Origin of the sequence: Phormidium tenue FACHB-1050 (assembly GCF_014696925.1) — a bacterium.
In the GTDB taxonomy this organism is placed as follows: domain Bacteria; phylum Cyanobacteriota; class Cyanobacteriia; order Pseudanabaenales; family Pseudanabaenaceae; genus Pseudanabaena.
On the sequence record NZ_JACJQY010000004.1, the window covers coordinates 14,897 to 31,615 of the forward strand.

13 protein-coding genes are annotated in these 16,719 nt (G+C 42.3%); 8 read left to right on the forward strand and 5 right to left on the reverse strand.

The genetic code is table 11. The features are described from left to right. Nucleotides 1-48: 48 nt before the first annotated feature. Nucleotides 49-1,164: a CobW family GTP-binding protein gene (locus H6G05_RS03720; protein WP_190576422.1), complete on the reverse strand. Its 1,116-nt coding sequence runs from the start codon at nucleotides 1,162-1,164 to the stop codon at nucleotides 49-51. A 377-nt stretch (nucleotides 1,165-1,541) separates the two neighbouring features. Here H6G05_RS03720 and H6G05_RS03725 point away from each other — a divergent pair, with 377 nt between their 5' ends. Next, nucleotides 1,542-2,042 (forward strand): hypothetical protein, encoded by a 501-nt coding sequence (locus H6G05_RS03725; protein ID WP_190576424.1) that lies wholly within the window; start codon nucleotides 1,542-1,544, stop codon nucleotides 2,040-2,042. On the opposite strand, the gene H6G05_RS03730 is transcribed toward H6G05_RS03725, so the two are convergent. Together H6G05_RS03730 and H6G05_RS03735 are read right to left on the reverse strand one after the other, a co-directional pair. Next, nucleotides 2,043-2,387 (reverse strand): slr1659 superfamily regulator, encoded by a 345-nt coding sequence (locus H6G05_RS03730; RefSeq protein ID WP_190576426.1) that lies wholly within the window; start codon nucleotides 2,385-2,387, stop codon nucleotides 2,043-2,045. A 97-nt stretch (nucleotides 2,388-2,484) separates the two neighbouring features. Further along, nucleotides 2,485-3,060, reverse strand: coding sequence for a slr1658 superfamily regulator (locus H6G05_RS03735; RefSeq protein ID WP_190576428.1), 576 nt, complete (start codon nucleotides 3,058-3,060; stop codon nucleotides 2,485-2,487). Nucleotides 3,061-3,290: 230 nt separating this feature from the next. Here H6G05_RS03735 and H6G05_RS03740 point away from each other — a divergent pair, with 230 nt between their 5' ends. From H6G05_RS03740 to H6G05_RS03750, 3 genes are all read left to right on the forward strand, one after another. After that, the gene (locus tag H6G05_RS03740) at nucleotides 3,291-3,512 is read left to right on the forward strand and encodes a DDE transposase family protein (RefSeq protein ID WP_190576430.1); all 222 of its coding nucleotides are present in this window, start codon (nucleotides 3,291-3,293) and stop codon (nucleotides 3,510-3,512) included. A gap of 118 nt (nucleotides 3,513-3,630) precedes the next feature. Beyond that, complete coding sequence (gene trpA, locus H6G05_RS03745; RefSeq protein WP_190576432.1) at nucleotides 3,631-4,425, forward strand: tryptophan synthase subunit alpha; 795 nt, start codon at nucleotides 3,631-3,633, stop codon at nucleotides 4,423-4,425. Between the two features lie 99 nt (nucleotides 4,426-4,524). Then, nucleotides 4,525-5,709, forward strand: a complete 1,185-nt coding sequence (locus H6G05_RS03750) for a coenzyme F420-0:L-glutamate ligase (RefSeq protein ID WP_190576435.1) — start codon at nucleotides 4,525-4,527, stop codon at nucleotides 5,707-5,709. A gap of 238 nt (nucleotides 5,710-5,947) precedes the next feature. Here the strand turns inward: H6G05_RS03750 and H6G05_RS03755 are convergent, their stop codons facing one another. After that, entirely contained in the window at nucleotides 5,948-7,591 is a 1,644-nt protein-coding gene (locus H6G05_RS03755) for a ShlB/FhaC/HecB family hemolysin secretion/activation protein (protein ID WP_190576437.1), read from the reverse strand. A 385-nt stretch (nucleotides 7,592-7,976) separates the two neighbouring features. Between H6G05_RS03755 and H6G05_RS03760 the strand changes: the two genes are divergently transcribed. Both H6G05_RS03760 and H6G05_RS03765 read left to right on the forward strand, forming a co-directional pair. Next, on the forward strand, nucleotides 7,977-10,511 hold the full coding sequence (locus tag H6G05_RS03760) for a two-partner secretion domain-containing protein (RefSeq protein ID WP_190576438.1): 2,535 nt from the start codon (nucleotides 7,977-7,979) through the stop codon (nucleotides 10,509-10,511). 60 nt (nucleotides 10,512-10,571) lie between these two features. Continuing rightward, the gene (locus H6G05_RS03765; protein ID WP_190576440.1) at nucleotides 10,572-12,998 is read left to right on the forward strand and encodes a CHAT domain-containing protein; all 2,427 of its coding nucleotides are present in this window, start codon (nucleotides 10,572-10,574) and stop codon (nucleotides 12,996-12,998) included. A gap of 32 nt (nucleotides 12,999-13,030) precedes the next feature. On the opposite strand, the gene H6G05_RS25220 is transcribed toward H6G05_RS03765, so the two are convergent. Then, nucleotides 13,031-13,216, reverse strand: coding sequence for a cytochrome b6-f complex subunit PetN (locus H6G05_RS25220; RefSeq protein ID WP_242025229.1), 186 nt, complete (start codon nucleotides 13,214-13,216; stop codon nucleotides 13,031-13,033). 194 nt (nucleotides 13,217-13,410) lie between these two features. On the opposite strand from H6G05_RS25220, the gene H6G05_RS03775 reads away from it, so the two are divergent. Further along, entirely contained in the window at nucleotides 13,411-14,235 is an 825-nt protein-coding gene (locus tag H6G05_RS03775) for a DUF928 domain-containing protein (RefSeq protein WP_190576442.1), read from the forward strand. Between the two features lie 100 nt (nucleotides 14,236-14,335). Then, nucleotides 14,336-16,648 (forward strand): CHASE2 domain-containing protein, encoded by a 2,313-nt coding sequence (locus H6G05_RS03780; RefSeq protein ID WP_190576444.1) that lies wholly within the window; start codon nucleotides 14,336-14,338, stop codon nucleotides 16,646-16,648. The last annotated feature ends 71 nt before the right edge of the window (nucleotides 16,649-16,719 follow it).

Consider the following 16,719-nt stretch of genomic DNA (forward strand, 5'->3'; position numbering starts at 1 on the left):
ATTTTTAGTGGCGTAGCTTTGCCGCGCCACTAAAAATTTGGTTCTTTGTTAGACAAGACAGTCAGTAAGCTGTGCTAATAGTTCTTCACGATGCAAATTTCGCCCAATGATCACGAGTTGATTATTTAAAGAATTGCCACGATTATCAGTTTTGAGTTCGTAGCGCTTGCCACTCAGTTGGAAGACATAGCGATTGTCAATATTTGCAAAGTACAAAATACCCTTGGCTCGGAAAACATCAATCGGTAATTGCTTGTCTAAAAAGTTTTGAAACTTATCAAGCTCAAAGGGGCGATCGCTTTGGAATGAAATTGAGATAAACCCGTCGTTATCTAGGTGATGAGAATGGTGATGATGATCATGATCGTGATGCTCCTGCTGGCAATCGGAATCATGGCTGTGTTCATGGGCATGAGCGTGGTTGTGGTCGTGATGGGCGTGATCGCTATGATCGTGATGCTCAGCCTCTTGAGTGGACGACCCAGTAGTAAAGATCGCTGATTGGTCAATCTGGACATCCAGAATCAATGGCAGTGGCACAACACCCAACTGCGATCGCAAGATCCGAGCTTTAGTTTTGGTCTTATTAATGTAAGCCTCTAGTTCTTGCAGCTTTTCTTCGCCAACTAGATCGGTTTTATTGAGAATGATAATGTCGCCATACATGATTTGGGAGTAGGCTGCCTCGCTATTAAAATGCTCAGAGGTAAAGGCTTCAGCATCAACCACTGTCAAAATCGAATCAAGGCGAGTCAAATGCTGCAACTCAGTCCCCAAGAAAGTGAGAGCAATCGGTAAGGGATCAGCAACGCCTGTAGTCTCTACAATCATGTAATCAATGCGATCGCTTTTTTCAAGGACATTGTAAACAGCATCCACCAAGCCATCATTGATGGTGCAGCAGATACAGCCATTACTCAGTTCCATCATGTTTTCATCAATGGATACTAGTAATTGACTATCAATGTTGATATCCCCAAACTCATTTACTAAAACTGCAACCTTCAAATCCTGTTGGTTTTGTAAAATGTGATTGAGTAAAGTGGTTTTGCCACTGCCCAAAAAACCTGTAATGATCGTAACGGGCATCCCTCGTTTGGGGACATCTACATCAATAATGGCGGATGTATTTTCTTGTTTAACAGTGCGATCGGAAGTGAGCATGGACTTTAGGCAAGAATAACTTTGAAGTTCATTTTAGCCGATTATCATAAGTGTATGCCAATGTGAAAACTGCATCCAGCAGAGGTCACATTGGCATCATCTTTACTTTATGAGTTTTATGCCCTAATTTTACTTAGTATAGCTGTCGCCATTATTGTTAGGACATAAAACCCAAATAATGTGAGGCGGCGCTTCGCGCCGCCTCACATTATTTGGGTTTTGATTTGTCCTGATACAGGTGGCTATAGCTATAACTAGGCATAAGTAAGCTTAAAACCGAGAGGTTTGAGCCGCCTGATACAGGTGGCTCAAACTTTGGTTTTGGGTTTTGACTATGCTGAACTACCTAGCAATAGATTTATTTAGCGCGAATCCCCATGTCAGCCACTCAAACTAGCATTGCCCCCAGCCTAAACGATATCCTCTCGGCTCTAGAATTGCAGATGGAATCAGAAGAAGCAATTAATAAGTTGCCGTTAACCAGAGCATTAGAGCAATGTTTGGCATTCGCACAGGTTAATAATTGTATTGACCTTTCGGAATTAATTAAGCAAGAGCTTTATGGTTATAGTAGCCAGCCGCCTACTTATCGATATGTACAACTGAGTTATTTTGATGCTGGTGGACAGGCTATCAATGGATTAGATCAATACAGCGTTTATCCTGTGGTTACAGGAGTTTATAAATTAGAACTACATCTCAAAAATGGACTGACATTAATTTTGCCAAAACAGATTTTGACATTTTTATCACAAGTTTCGGGGCGCGAGGTGGATACTGGACATGTCTCACCAGCCGTGATTAATAGCCTTTTGGGAATTGTTCGTAACGAAATCACCTGCAAAATTAGCAAAAACATGCTGAAGGAAGTCAGTTAATTAAATCCAATCAAGATTGAGAGAAGGCATTAATCTTTGCAAGTTTTTTAAAGATTTCCCTTGCCAAGGTATGTTTTCCGATCCTTGTACAGTAATCTTAATAGTCTCTTTTTGGCGAACTTTGATCACAAACTTAGATAGAACATTAATGCCTGAACTATTTAAAAATTCTAATTGACAGAGATTTAGAGTGATCTTTTTAGGGTTTTGTCCAATTACATTTTCTAAAATTTGGACAATTGGGGCATATTCTTCCGTACCTGCTAGACGTAAAGATCCTTGACAATAGATAACTGTATCTACTTGTTCATACCAGACCCGATAATCATCTCCTTTAACTTCCATTCTTTGAAATTCTCCTAATACAATCTTGATTAATTTGATTAATGCGTTTAGTAACACTAACTAGAAAAGACTCTAATAGTTTCTGTTGAATACGTTTCTAGAGAGGCAACTGTACCATCGTGGTTACTATCGTAGCGGGATTATCACCAGAAATCTGTTCAAACTTCCATCCTAGGACAGCATCGTAGTCCATAATCATCGTCAAATAGCCAAGTCCCGAACTTTCAGACTCATCAATATCAACACTTTTTTCAACTTGGTTAATATACATTTCACCAACATCACCAGCGGTAAGGGTTTGTAGGTATGACTGAAAATTGGCGATCGCATCTTGGTGAACACTATTTTTTGATATAAATATTAGTCGATCGCTGAACAAATGTACTTCCAAATTAATTGGTTGTCCTGCACATTTATCACTATATTTCATTGCATTCTCCAGCAATTCATTAGCGACAAAACTAACTGCATGACGCACTTCAGTTTGTTTATTTAAAGCAGCACTAGTATCGCCTGGGAAAAAGTTTTTAACATAGTCTCCTAGGAAATCAGCCGAAAGCCCATTTGTCTTCCAACGTAGTTGGATAGGTAGAGAGGATGGAGAAAATCCCAGAACCAAAAATTCGCTTCTTTCCGAAAAATCTTCTGTAAATTCTCCAAAGACTTGCGCCATAGTTAACGCCATTTTTTAGTGTTTGTATTTATTGAGGATCTCTTAGGTAGGTTGCAATATTTTACAAAACCTTAACAAATCTATGATTTCTTTTACTACGTTTAGGGACATGATGCAAGCTGCTACTTTACACAAATCATGAGAGATTAATTACAAACTTAAACCCTTAAGGTTGCGCCCCACAGGGGTGCAACCTTAAGGGTTTAGGTATTTATTCTGTGCAGGTACTTATGTCTACTCAAATTAACAATTCACAAAATCCCTACGATCGCGTTGCCTCAAACCAGTGGTTCATTTGTAAGCGTGATACTGGTGTTTGCGAAATTGTCAACAGCGATCGCAGTGATGAAATTTTAAATGCTGTAGAAACATGGGGCGCATTTGCCTCTCAAGGTGAAGCGATCGCCAAACGAGTCGGTCTAATTCGTGCTGGGAAGTGCAAACCTCAATAGGACTGAAGTCATTGCGAAGCAACGACTTCAGTCCTATTGGCTTGAACTGGTATCAGTAACAAGTAGCCATGAGGCGCTACTATAATACGGGACTACATTTTGTGGGAATTTTTACGTCATGATATCCGTTTCCGCTCGATTTGAAGAACTGCGAGCTAAAGGGCAACCTGCTCTTATTCCATTCATTACAGCTGGTGATCCTAGCTTAGAGACAACAGCAAAAGCTTTGCGGGTCTTGGATCAAAATGGTGCGGACATGATCGAGCTTGGTGTACCTTACTCTGACCCACTTGCCGATGGGCCCGTAATTCAAGCCGCAGCGACAAGAGCCTTACAGAATGGGACAACCCTAGAAAAAGTTTTAGATGTTGTCCGAGTCGTTGCGCCTGAACTGAGATCGCCAATTATTTTATTTACCTACTACAACCCAATTTTGAATCTGGGTATAGAAAATTTTTTACAAACAATTTATGAAGCTGGTGTTCGCGGTTTGGTAGTACCCGACTTACCTCTTGAAGAATCCCATGTTTTGTTAGAACCCGCTCAAAAAGCAGGTATTGAAGTAATTTTATTAGTAGCGCCCACTAGCCCTCCCGATCGCGTAGCGGCGATCGCCGCAAAGTCTCAGGGCTTTATCTATGTGGTCAGTGCTACGGGTGTTACGGGTGTGCGTACTGAAGTTGCTAAGGGTGTCAAGACAATGATTGAGCAACTGAGAGTAATCACAGACAAACCGATCGCTGTTGGGTTTGGCATCTCGCAACCTGAACATGCCAAACAAGTGATCGATTGGAATGCCGATGGGGCGATCGTCGGTAGTGCGATGGTGCGGAAACTTGCTGAGCCTGATGGTGGCTTACATGCGATCGCGGAACTTTGTAAAACTCTCAAGCAATCTATTAGTAGAGATTAGAGATTAGCGATTAATTTTTTGTGGCGCGGCTTCGCCGCGCCACAAAAAATTAATCGCTAATCTTGGGCTTAAAGATTAGGAAGTAGGTATTTAAGGCTTATGAATATTTTGATTGGTGTGGGTATTGCGATCGCGGTTTTGGGTGGTCTAGTTGCGTTGTTGTGGTTATTGTTTGAGTGGCAATACACCACCCGTCAAGGCAACTTACTAGAGTTTGATAGTGGAATTTGGCAGTTTTTAACCTACGAGCCTGATCACTATCGTTTGGAATTGCTCCTAACAGCCACAAACAAAACTCGTAATCTAGATGTATTCCTAGTCGAAGTAGATCCTGTAATCTCGATATTATCTAGTAACAGCCTTGATGGGATCAATAGCCAAGTGCAGTTGCGATCGCGCCATCCTAATGTCACCAGTCGAAATGACAACTATTGGGAGTCCTATATTGTTACCCCTAATCACAGTACAGGGATTGAAATTCAGATTGACCTGAGTGGCAAAAACTTAGAAGAACTAAAAACTGTATGGGTACGAGTTCATTACACAATTTACGGGCCAGCAGGACGCGAAGAAAAAGTCAAGCATTGCATTATCCCATTACAGTTTCCTGATGCCAATCAAAGGGAACGTTGGCGACCCACACCCGACGCAGATGTGTTGCCCATCCGCACTCACATTTTATCGGCGGGAGATAATCCTGTAGAGGTAATGCAGCGCTATGTGATGAGTCATGCTCAAGCGGGTGATATTGTGACGATCGCCGAAACTCCAATTGCAATTATGCAAGGCAATTTCTATCATCCCAGTGACATTAAGCCCAAATGGTTAGCGAAACGTCTTTGCTATTACTTTAAAAGTACATCTAGCCTAGCTACTGCCTGTGGTTTACAGTCATTGATTAATGAGTCAGGGGCTTGGCGAGTGGCTTTTGCCTTTATTGTCGGTGCTTTAGCCAAAGCATTTCTGCGTGTGCCTGGGGTGTTTTATATGCTGGCTGGCGATCAGGCGCGACTGATTGATGATGTAACAGGAACTTTACCGCCCTATGATCAATTTATCGTTTTAGGTCCTAAAGATCCTCAAGCAGTGGTTGATGAGATTAAAGCAGGCACAGGACTAGAAGCAGCGATCGTCGATGTCAATGATTTACGACGTGTCAAAGTACTAGCAGCCACATCAGGGGCATCCGAAAAACTTCTCAACCAAGCACTATTAATGAATCCTGCGGGGAATGCTGCGGAACAGACTCCAATAGTTTTGATTCGCCCCAATGGGGGGTCATAAAAAACAGAGGGGCGGGGCAAAGCCCCGTCCCTCTGTTTTTTACAGAAATTTGCCCTCAAATCAGAACCAAGAAAAATTTTGAAAGTGTTGCTTTGCAACACTTTCAAAATTTTTCTTGGGGTTCGTATAATACCAATTCACAAAAGTGTGGCAGCACTTTTGTGAATTGAAAACCAAACCCAGTAAGGGTTAAAAAAAACAAAATGGCGTAGCCATTTTGTTTTTTGGTATAACATGCCTAGAACTGATAACTCAGACTAAAATAAAAGGCAGATTCTTGTAAATTTGTACCGCGATCGCTAAGGTTCACAAAGGGAATAGCGTAATCTAGGCGTATAATTAACTTCTCTAAAGGCGTAAATAGTAAACCTATTCCACCACCCGCCAGAAAGTTTTGTCTGGGTAATGTGTTGGGATTATTGGCATGATTCCAGATTGCGCCAGCATCTAGAAAGGGAATCACCTGCAACAGAGCCGCATTCTTTTCATTGCGAAGTGCTACAAATCGATTTTCTAAGGAGAAGCGAAACCCATTATCGCCAGTACGAGCATTTTGGCGAAACCCTCGCAAAGACTGACCGCCACCAATGGTGAATTGTTGTGAAGATAACAAGGGATCAGCAGATAATTGCAAATCTAAAGCACCGATTAATAATGAATCAGTTCCCAAAGATTGCACACGCTGAATCTGTCCTAGCCAACTTAGAAAAGAACCGCTAGGGGTCGTCACACTGGTAGAACCAAATAAACCTGTTCCTAAACTGAACTGCGATCGCAAAGACCAAGCCCCAAATAAATCGCGTAATGTATAGTCTTGCCCAAACTTGATTACACTAGTGCGGGTTGTGCCATCGGCTTCTGGTCCAATCCCAAAGGGTGTAGCAAGATCGTTAAAGGCAAATGTCTGTCCTTTCTGATAGCTATAGCCAAGGGATAGAGCGAATTCTTCTACACTGGTTCTAACCAACGGCTGCCGAAAATTTAGATCAAATAAATTGTTGTTTCCACGGATATTCAATATATCAAAAGGAGACTGCGTAATTCGATAGTTGCTAGGAGAATAGCGTAATGACAAAGTTCCATTCATCGGATTGAGTGGAATACTATAGGAAAGATCATATTGGTTAGATCCTCCCGTTGTGGTTCCATAATAGGAAGCTGTGAATGTATCACCATTACCAGAGAGATTCCGAAAGAATAAGCCTCCACCGTAACGCTCTGAACCGACTGCGGGAGGTGAGAAGTTGTCGATACTAGCAAATCCACCAAACTGATTCGCTTCTTTCACCGTAACGACGAGAATACTGCTATCAGCTTGACCTCCTGATTTTAAGCTTGCTTCAACATCACTAAATATGGGGTCTGCACGCAACAATCGCAGTTGATCTTCAAGTTTAGCGGTGTTGAGAGGCGTGCCAGTTCCTAACTCTACTCGCGATCGCACGTAGTCAGGGTTCGTATGAGTTAAGCCTACAATTTCAATTTTTTCGACTCGCCCTTCGATGACTTGAATTGTGACTATGCCATCAACTACTTTCTGAGGATCGACTACTGCTTGAGAAGTAATGTAGCCGCGATCGGCATAGATTTTAGTAATTGATTGGGCAGCCTGTTGGATTTGTTCGGGAGTTACTTGTTGACCTTCTAGGCTCTTAGAGATTGTCGCTAGCTCCGCACTAGTTAAGATCGTACTACCAATAACTTCAACTTTTTTAACAGCGATCGCTTGAGCAATTGGAGAAGAAGCTATGGGCGTTGGTGTAGTTAGAGAACTGCTCGAATTAATCGTTTCTGCTGCTACCGTTTCTACCAAGCTAAGCAGGATACAGCCAAAAATCAAGAAATGCGATCGATAATGACTAATTAGTTTGAAGAAGCTCATGATACTAATATCAATTTTGGTTAGCGATAGTTCAACAAAGAATAACTTGAGATCGTAAGTTTAAGACAGATTTTTTTTTGGATCTCATATTCAATATACAAAAATTAATATTGTTTGACATATTGTATAGCAATCCCAAATCATTTATTAAGAATGGCAAAAAGCCTAATTGTTATAAACTTTAGCTTCTCGCGATCCATTTAGAATTGATATCTCAGATATTTAAATGTTATAAGAGTTCTTTAACGATCTCTAGGAATCAAAGGTTTAAGATATTAGAGATTTAGTGCAAACATCCTCTAAATTAAAGTAGTCAATTAAAGTAATAAAGAGCAGTTGAAAGTAATCAATATTTGTTCCTAACTCATAACAAAGGAGAATCAAAATGTCTGCAATTGTCAAGAGTAATTTCGCGCAAATTGGACGAGTAGCGATCGCACTACTACTGATGCAACCCTTTGTTATGAGTAGTGAAGCGTTTGCTCAGTCAATTGTGCCAACTCAAGGAGTCGGGAATCTAGGCACACAAGTCTCTCCCGATGCGAATAATGCCCAGCAATTAAACATCACAGGCGGAACACAAGCTGCTGCCAATCTTTATCATAGCTTCCAGCAATTTGGCTTAACTCAAGGAGAAATTGCCAACTTTATGTCCAACCCCAGCATTCAGAATATTTTGGCGCGGGTGTCGGGTGGAAATGCTTCAGTGATTAATGGACTAATTCAGGTTACGGGTGGGAATTCTAATCTCTATTTATTAAATCCTGCGGGAATTATTTTTGGCGCAAATTCTAGTTTGAATGTTCCTGCGGCATTCACAGCAACTACAGCTAATGGAATTCAAGTGGGAAATGGTTGGTTTGGTGTGAATACAGGAATTGATGATGTCAAAAAGTTAACTGGCATTCCTCAAGCTTTTGGTTTCGCTAGTTCTACTTCAATTGTTGCTAGTGAGCAACCAGTCGCCGCGATCGCGAATGCGGGTAATCTCACGGCGAAAGAAGGGCAGAGTATTACGCTCGTTGGCGGGTTGGTAATTAATACAGGTACGATTTCCACAGAATCAGGCAAAATCACGATCGCCGCCGTACCTGATGGGAAGTATGTCAAAATTACACCCGAAGGAAGTCTGCTAAGTTTACAATTACCGATCGCCGATCAAAATCAATTAGCGCAGTCAAATGTTCAGGCAAAGGATTTACCGAATTTGCTGACTGGCTCGGCAAGTCTTCGGAATATAACGGGTTTGAATGTGGACAGTTCAGGTAATGTACTTGTATCTGGGACAGTAATTCCCAAGACTGCGGGAACAGCGATCGCATCAGGTAATCTCGATGTCTCTAGTAATACGAACAAAGGCGGAGAGATTAATGTTTTAGGCGATCGCGTTGGTCTAGTTTCCGCAAATCTCAATGCTTCTGGTGCGATCGGTGGTGGCACTGTTCTCATCGGCGGTGATTATTTAGGTGAAGGGACAGTTCCAAATTCCCAAATCACCTTCGTTGACCAAGCATCAATAATTAAAGCCGATGCATTGCGTTCGGGAAATGGCGGTAAAGTGATTGTCTGGGCAGACAATAAAACTAGTTTTAGTGGCAAAATATTAGCGCGTGGTGGTATAGATAGCGGCAATGGGGGATTCATTGAGACTTCTGGGAAAAACTATCTCAACGTTCAAAATGCATCAGTTGATGCTTCTGCTATTAATGGTAATGCAGGTAACTGGTTGCTCGATCCGTTTAACATCATTGTAGCAAATGGAGGTTTAGCAACATTGTTAGAAGTATCTAATGGAGCAGATATTACTAATACTTTTACGATCGATCCTGCAACAATTGCAAATGCATTAGCCAATGTGACGCTTGTCGCATCGAACAATGTTACCTTTAATGACGATGTTTTCTTCAATAATAATGGTGTCGGATTGACAGTTACGGCGGGAAATACCTTAACTGTTTCTTCGGGAGTGAGTGTTAGCACAAATAATGGTGCGATTAGTTTTACGGCAGGAAACATGAACATTGCTGGTAGACTTAACAATAATGGTGGTGACCCGTTAGTTAGCCTGAATGCTACAGGCAATATTGCGATCGCTTCGCAGGGAAATAATTTTTTTGTTCTTGCTATAGAAGCAAGCAACGTTTCCATCACCAGTACAAATGGAAATATTTCCACTGGTTCTATTAAATCAATTTCCGCCACTGGTTCTAATGTATCGTTGACAGCTAATAACGGGGAAATTTTACTTGATGGCTTCATTCAAGCTGGTACGGCTAACGGCGCGACTAATGACGGCAAGATTACAATTACCGCTCAAAGATTTACAGCTATCAATCCTTTAACTTCCAATGCGAATTTCGTTAATGTTGGAGATGCAACAGGCTTTGTTAATAACGGTCAGCAGAACCCTACTAGTTTGATTGCCTATGCAGCTTTTACAAATGATCCTGCTGGAGTATTTACAGGAGTACCAGCCCGCAGTGTTCAACTTCAGTTACCAGGTGATACTGCTCCGCGCACGATCGCTGGAAGTGGCATACCAATTATTTCCATAAACATCCTCAAAGATACCACTTTTTCTGTTTACCCAAGGGCGATCCTATCTGGCACAAGTGGTACTAATGGAGCTATCTCCCAAGGTGTTTCGTCTATTCCCCCAAACGTCTTAGTTCTTCTATCTGATCAATCTTTTAGCTCTAATAGTAATGTGGTTGCTAATGCATTGAATGGAGGATTAAATGGAGAAGCGATCGCTACTGCTCGCACGGCTGACTTACAAGCAAATGCTGGTGATGTACAGGAATGTGAACCCACAGGTACAAAGAAACCACTGTTAACAATTACCGCCTCATTGCCATCAGTGCCAACTCGCGCCGCCCAAAGTTCTACCGCCTCTAAACTCCCGCCTTGCAAAGAATAAACCGTTTGTAAGATTACGTCCCAAAGGGACGTAATCTTACAAACTAGTTAGGATTGCTATATGAAAAACAAAATCTATCTCACTGCGATCGCTAGTGCAATTTTGCTGGTAACACCTCTATCAACATGGGCTGCCGCACCGAGCAACCCTAAGCCTGCGATCCCACCAAAATCTCCAGCAGATGAACTTGTCCAAACTGGGTTACAGCAGTTTCGAGCTAAACAGTTTGATCTAGCGATCGCTAGTTGGCAACAGGCTCTAAAAATCTATCAACAGCAAAAGAATCACAAAGGCGCGATCAATGTCCTTGAGACTTTAGCAGAAGCATCAAAAATGCTTGGCAAATACGAACAGGCGATCGCTTATTTGCAGCAGTTATTAGCTTTGTCACAAAGTCTAGGCGATCGCCAAACGGAAGCCAATGCCCTCGGCAATCTGGGTAACAGCTATCGAGTGATTGGGAGCTATGCTAAGGCGCTAGAAGTTCAGAACCAAGGATTAGTAATTAGAGAAGAACTAAAAGATAAACAGGGAGAAGGACAGGTTCTAGCTAGCCTCGGTAATATTCACTATGACCTTGGCAACTACAAGATCGCCGTTAATTTTTATCAGCGTAGTCTTAAAATTGCGAAAGAGGTAGGTAATGTCAGTGGAGTTGTGTTTTTGCTGAATAGCTTAGGCGCGATCGCAGGTACAGAAGAAGAATATCCTCAAGCTATTAAGTACTACCAGCAAAGTCTTGATAATGCTAGAAAAATCGGTTTTCGGGAAGCGGAAGGAAACGCGCTCAATAATATCGGCTCTAGCTACCATGTGCAACGCAAATATAAAGAGGCGATCGCCTATTACAAACAAGCTTTAACAGTAGCCAAGGAAATCAAAAATCCTCGCCTTGAAGGCGCGGCAATCGGCGGGATGGGTTTAGCCTATGTATTTTTACAAGAATACGATAAGGCTTTATCTCTACAAGAGCAAAGTTGGAAATTAGCTGAGCAAATCGGAGATCGTCGTCTCGAAGCAATGACTTTAAGCAATTGGGGATATACACTATGGCGATCGCAAAAGTATTCAGAGGCAGAACAAAAGTTTCTCACTAGCCTAAATTTATTGGAATCTTTACGTTCTAACTTAAGTGATGGCGATAAAGTTTCCATTTTTGATACACAGCTTCATGCCTTTAATTTACTGCAACAGATTATGGTTGCTCAGAACAAACCTGAATCCGCCCTAGAGATTGCCGAGAGAGGTCGTGCCCGTGCATTTGCAGAACTTCTCTCCCGTCGTCTTGACTCACAACAAATTGAAACCAAACCCAAGCTTTTTATAGAAGCCCCGCAAAATGGATCTTCTATAAAAAATTTGGATATTGCGGATATTCGTCGCATTGCCAAACAACAGAACGCTGTAATGGTGGAATATTCTCTGATTGCCGATCCAACTTTCATCGGTCAGGGAAAGCTCAAGGGTGAATATATCAAACTATATATTTGGGTAATCCAACCTTCAGGTGAGATCGCCTTTCGGGAAGTTGATCTCACAAAACTGGATATTACCATAGGTGATCTTATTGCTGATGTCCGTAGCTTGTTTAATGACTCAGGGGCGATCGCCGAAGACCCCAAGGAAGTATTAGATAAGTATGCCGATCTGAAGACATTACATGGGATTCTGATCCAGCCAATTCAAGACTTACTCCCTCAAGACGAGAATACGAGAGTCATTTTTTTACCACAAGGATTACTCTTTCTAGTTCCATTCGCGGCTCTGATTAATCCTCAAGGTCAATTCTTAATTGAGAAGCATACAATGCAAATTGCTCCAGCAATTCAAGTTCTCGATCTCACTCATCAACTCCGCCAACAAGTGCAAAAAGTTAATTTGCAAGCCACTCTAATTGTTGGCAATCCCACGATGCCTAGTTTGGGAGACCCACCGATCCAATTACCAACTTTGATAGGAGCCGAAAAAGAAGCTAAAGAGATCGCTTCTTTACTAAATACGACTTTTTTAACAGGTGACCAAGCCACAAAGACGGAAGTTGTCACAAAAATGAAATCTGCTCGATTTGTGCATCTCGCCACCCATGGCTTGTTAGAGGAATACCGCAAAGGGGATATCCCAGGGGCGATCGCTCTTGCACCTAGCTCAACGGACGACGGTTTTTTGACGGCTAGCGAAATTGTGACGATGCGCCTAAGTGCGGAGATGGTGGTACTAAGTGCTTGCAAAACTGGACAGGGTTTATTAACGGGGGATGGTGTGATTGGTTTATCGCGATCGCTAATTACCGCAGGAGTGCCTAGTGTCGTGGTGTCGTTATGGGCGGTTCCTGATGATCCGACGGCCCTGTTGATGACTAAGTTTTATCAAAAATTTCAGGCTGAACCAAACAAAGCTAAGGCAATACGACAAGCTATGCTTTCCACCAAAGCAAAGTACCCCGATCCTCTCAATTGGGCAGCTTTTACATTAATCGGTGAGAATTAAGAAAGGGGCGCTTAGCGCCCCTTTCTTAATTCTTATAGACCGTTGCGTCCCCAGACGACAAAAGCGATCGAAAGTGTAAACATGCCAAGCACACCAAACCAACCCAATGACAAAATATCCATAGTTTTGTAACGATTTAAATAAATTTTTCTAAGTATCATAATACGCTTTACCGTGCCAAAGAGAAAGCGACGAAACTTCATTGCAGTAATTCTCATTATGAAACTTGCTTTTAGTGTTTCTAGCACCGAAGGTGCTAGAAACACTAAAAAAGTTCAGTCGAATGTCCATAGCAACTTTTTGCTAAGAAATGCAATCTTTATTAGTACAAAACTATCTCGTGGGTGTGCTAGTAGTAATCTAAGCTGCATACCATACCTACAAAGATCACTTTTCTAGAGGCGATCGCATCATGTCTTTACAGAAATTTTCATCCAAAAAGCTTTTGATAGCATCGGCTTGCTCTTGCTTAGCTGTTAGTTCAGTAATTGCTTTGCCATTGTCTTTTAGTCTTTTTATGCCTTCTGCCCAAGCTCAGTCACGCAGGGTGCGCTATATTCCACCTAAAAATCTTGGCACTCTTACTGTTTCAGTACCAGGAGCTACTCGTAGCGCTGGTTGTACCGAGCAAGCTTGTCTAATTGGGCTAGTGCCAGATTTAGTAGCACAAACTTCTCCAGTCCCTCAGACGATTGCAGAACGTCCAACATTTTATTTCCTGATCCCAAAAATTGATGGTCAAGCATACTTTCGTCTTTTTGAATCTGATAGCTCGCTAACTAAAGGTAAACGAGTTTACCGAACATCTTTTAAAATTAAAAATAAAGCAGGTATTCTTACTTTTAAGATGCCCGATAATGCTCCAATTTTACAGCCTAATCAAAACTACGTATGGGAGTTTGTAGTTGGTGATTTAACAGATGCGGAGACTGTGAGCGGCTCTGTACGTCGAGTTTTGCCAAGTCAAAACTTGGTTGATCAACTCAAAAAGACATTCCTACCGTTGGAGCGTGCAGCTTTATTTGCTCAAGAGGGGATCTGGTTTGAAACTGTGCAAACTTTGGCTGAGGCTCAAAAAGGGCTTCATAAAAAGCCAGAAATTGTCAGCGAATGGACTGAGTTACTGAAATCTGCTACGTTAGATCGGGTGATTCCATTTACTTTCTTGAACAGCCCAGTTGCCATACCTGAGCGAACTTTAGAGCCAACAAAACCTACAAAAAAATATGGCTCTTAGCAAGTACAAGACGCTAAAGCATAATCAAGTCTATGCCAACACTGGGTGGGCAAAATAGACTTCGAGATTTTATCTAGCAAATCTTTACTTGAAAATAGCGATGGGATCTCGATTAAAAAATACCTTGTGGAAATGGCGCGGGATTGCGATCGCTGCGCCCACAATTTCCCTATTGGTGATCGGCTTACGGCTAATTGGCGGACTTGAAGCACTCGAATTAGCCATGCTCGATCAGTTTTTTCGATGGAGATCGCCTGAGCCAGAGGATCGCCGCATTGTGATTATTGGCATTGACGAAGCTGATATCCGTCAATATCAATGGCCGATTGATGATGCTCTACTAACTAAATTATTGGATAAAGTACGGCAGCAAAAACCTCGTGCAATCGGTTTAGATCTTTCCCGTGACAAGACCGATAATGTTGGATACCCAAAATTAGAGAAGCTATTTAAGACTACTCCTAATTTAATTGGAGTCTATAAAACACCTGATTTAGTAGCATCAAATTTCTCAGTGTCAGATATTAAACCGCCGCCTGCGCTTGCCCAAGTCGATCAAATTGGCGCAGTCAATCTTCCTATGGATAATGATGGACGGGTTCGGAGAGGCGTACTATCTTTGACGCTACCTGACGGTAAAGTAGGGCTTAGTTTTGGTTTGCAGCTAGCTTTACTCTACTTAGATGGTGAAACAATAGTTCCCTTTGAACAAGCTCTTAACCCACCCAAATTACAAACAAATGATGGTGGTTATAACCGCATTGATGCGGGTGCTCATCAATTTATAATTAACTACCGCCGATCGCTTCAAGGCTTTCAGACTGTGCGAATGGCAGATGTTTTAGAAGGAAAAATCGCCCCCGATCTCTTGCGAGATCGCATCGTGATGATTGGGGTAACGGCGGTTAGCTTGAGAGATTGGTTCTTCACTCCCCTTGACGGTGGGCTAGGTAGTACCAGAATTTTGACATCGGGGGTGGAAGTACATGCTCAGATTGTGAGCCATATTCTCAGTAGTACCCTTGATGGCAGAGTTGCAATTCAGTCATGGGAAGAACATTGGGAATGGCTTTGGATTTTTGGTTGGTCACTAGTTGGCTCCACCTTGATTTGGCTATGGCGCAATACCAATATCAAGGAGCGCAAAATTCAGGCAATTATATGGCGATCGCTGAGCATCTTAGTCTTAGCAAGCAGTCTATTTGCATCTTGCTTAATCGCGCTAACCTATGGCTGGTGGTTACCCTTCGTCCCTGCGGCGATCGCCTTTTTCGGCGGCGGTGTGATTGTCACTAGCTATCTAGCAATCACGGCGGCGCAGATTCGGACTTACTTTAGCCGCTATTTGACTGATGCTGTGGTCAAAAGTTTATTAGAAACACCTGAAGGGCTAAAACTAGGAGGCGATCGCCGCAAAGTAACCATCCTCATGTGCGATCTGCGTGGCTTTTCCACGATTTCCGAGAAAATGCCGCCCGAAAAGGTTGTGGAAATTCTCAATGTGTTTCTTGGCACGATGACCGAGGCGATCTCCACTTATCAAGGCACAATTGATGAGTTTATTGGGGATGCAATTCTGGTTTTATTTGGTGCGCCGATTTATCGGGAAGATGATGCTGCAAGGGCTGTGGCTAGTGCGATCGCCATGCAATTAGCAATGCGATCGGTAAATGAGAAACTCGCTCAAATGCAGTTGCCCGAAATCGCAATGGGAATTGGCATTAACACAGGTGAAGTCGTAGCAGGTAACATCGGTTCCCAATCTCGCGCTAAGTACGCCGTGGTGGGCAATCATGTCAATCTCACCGCCAGAATCGAATCCTATACTGTGGGAGGACAAATCTTGATTTCGGAAACTACCTATAAGGAAATACGGGAAATTGCCAAAACCAATGGCTCTATGGAAGTAGAGCCTAAAGGTGTATCACATCCGATTTTGATCTACGATATTTGCGGAATTGGTGGTACTTATAATCTCGAACTTCCTTCTCTCAGTGATTCGTTGCAAATATTACCTAAGCCTATTCCGATTACCTACCGCATTTTAGAAGAGAAGCACCTAGGCACAGAAATATTTACGGGAGAATTACTACAGATATCGCCCTATGGAGCAGAGATTTTCTCGGATCAGGATGTTCCTGTATTAACCAATCTCAAACTCCATCTTCAAGTTTATGACCAAGCCCAACAACTAGAGATTGAAGGTGAAATCTATGCCAAAGTTTTGAAGCCTCAACAACCTCATCATCAGCTACTAGAACAAATCACATCTGAGGCATTAATACTAGATAAAAAGCTACTGATCTCTGATAATGCCCAACCGCGATCGCCATCTACTAAAACAATTTATGTCCATTTCACCACAGTGCCAACCCATCTCAAAGCTTGGCTCAAGTCAGTTATAGCAATGTAAGCTTTACTTCCAAAAGATGAGTGGCAGCGCTTCGCGCTGCCACTCATCTTTTGGGTTTTATGTCCTAGCTA

Excerpts from the sequence above, each read along its gene's own strand:
- H6G05_RS03720 (WP_190576422.1), bottom strand. The coding sequence starts at position 1,164 with ATGCTCACTTCCGATCGCACTGTTAAACAAGAAAATACATCCGCCATT.
- H6G05_RS03725 (WP_190576424.1), top strand. The coding sequence starts at position 1,542 with ATGTCAGCCACTCAAACTAGCATTGCCCCCAGCCTAAACGATATCCTC.
- H6G05_RS03730 (WP_190576426.1), bottom strand. The coding sequence starts at position 2,387 with ATGGAAGTTAAAGGAGATGATTATCGGGTCTGGTATGAACAAGTAGAT.
- H6G05_RS03735 (WP_190576428.1), bottom strand. The coding sequence starts at position 3,060 with ATGGCGCAAGTCTTTGGAGAATTTACAGAAGATTTTTCGGAAAGAAGC.
- H6G05_RS03740 (WP_190576430.1), top strand. The coding sequence starts at position 3,291 with ATGTCTACTCAAATTAACAATTCACAAAATCCCTACGATCGCGTTGCC.
- trpA (WP_190576432.1), top strand. The coding sequence starts at position 3,631 with ATGATATCCGTTTCCGCTCGATTTGAAGAACTGCGAGCTAAAGGGCAA.
- H6G05_RS03750 (WP_190576435.1), top strand. The coding sequence starts at position 4,525 with ATGAATATTTTGATTGGTGTGGGTATTGCGATCGCGGTTTTGGGTGGT.
- H6G05_RS03755 (WP_190576437.1), bottom strand. The coding sequence starts at position 7,591 with ATGAGCTTCTTCAAACTAATTAGTCATTATCGATCGCATTTCTTGATT.
- H6G05_RS03760 (WP_190576438.1), top strand. The coding sequence starts at position 7,977 with ATGTCTGCAATTGTCAAGAGTAATTTCGCGCAAATTGGACGAGTAGCG.
- H6G05_RS03765 (WP_190576440.1), top strand. The coding sequence starts at position 10,572 with ATGAAAAACAAAATCTATCTCACTGCGATCGCTAGTGCAATTTTGCTG.
- H6G05_RS25220 (WP_242025229.1), bottom strand. The coding sequence starts at position 13,216 with ATGAGAATTACTGCAATGAAGTTTCGTCGCTTTCTCTTTGGCACGGTA.
- H6G05_RS03775 (WP_190576442.1), top strand. The coding sequence starts at position 13,411 with ATGTCTTTACAGAAATTTTCATCCAAAAAGCTTTTGATAGCATCGGCT.
- H6G05_RS03780 (WP_190576444.1), top strand. The coding sequence starts at position 14,336 with ATGGGATCTCGATTAAAAAATACCTTGTGGAAATGGCGCGGGATTGCG.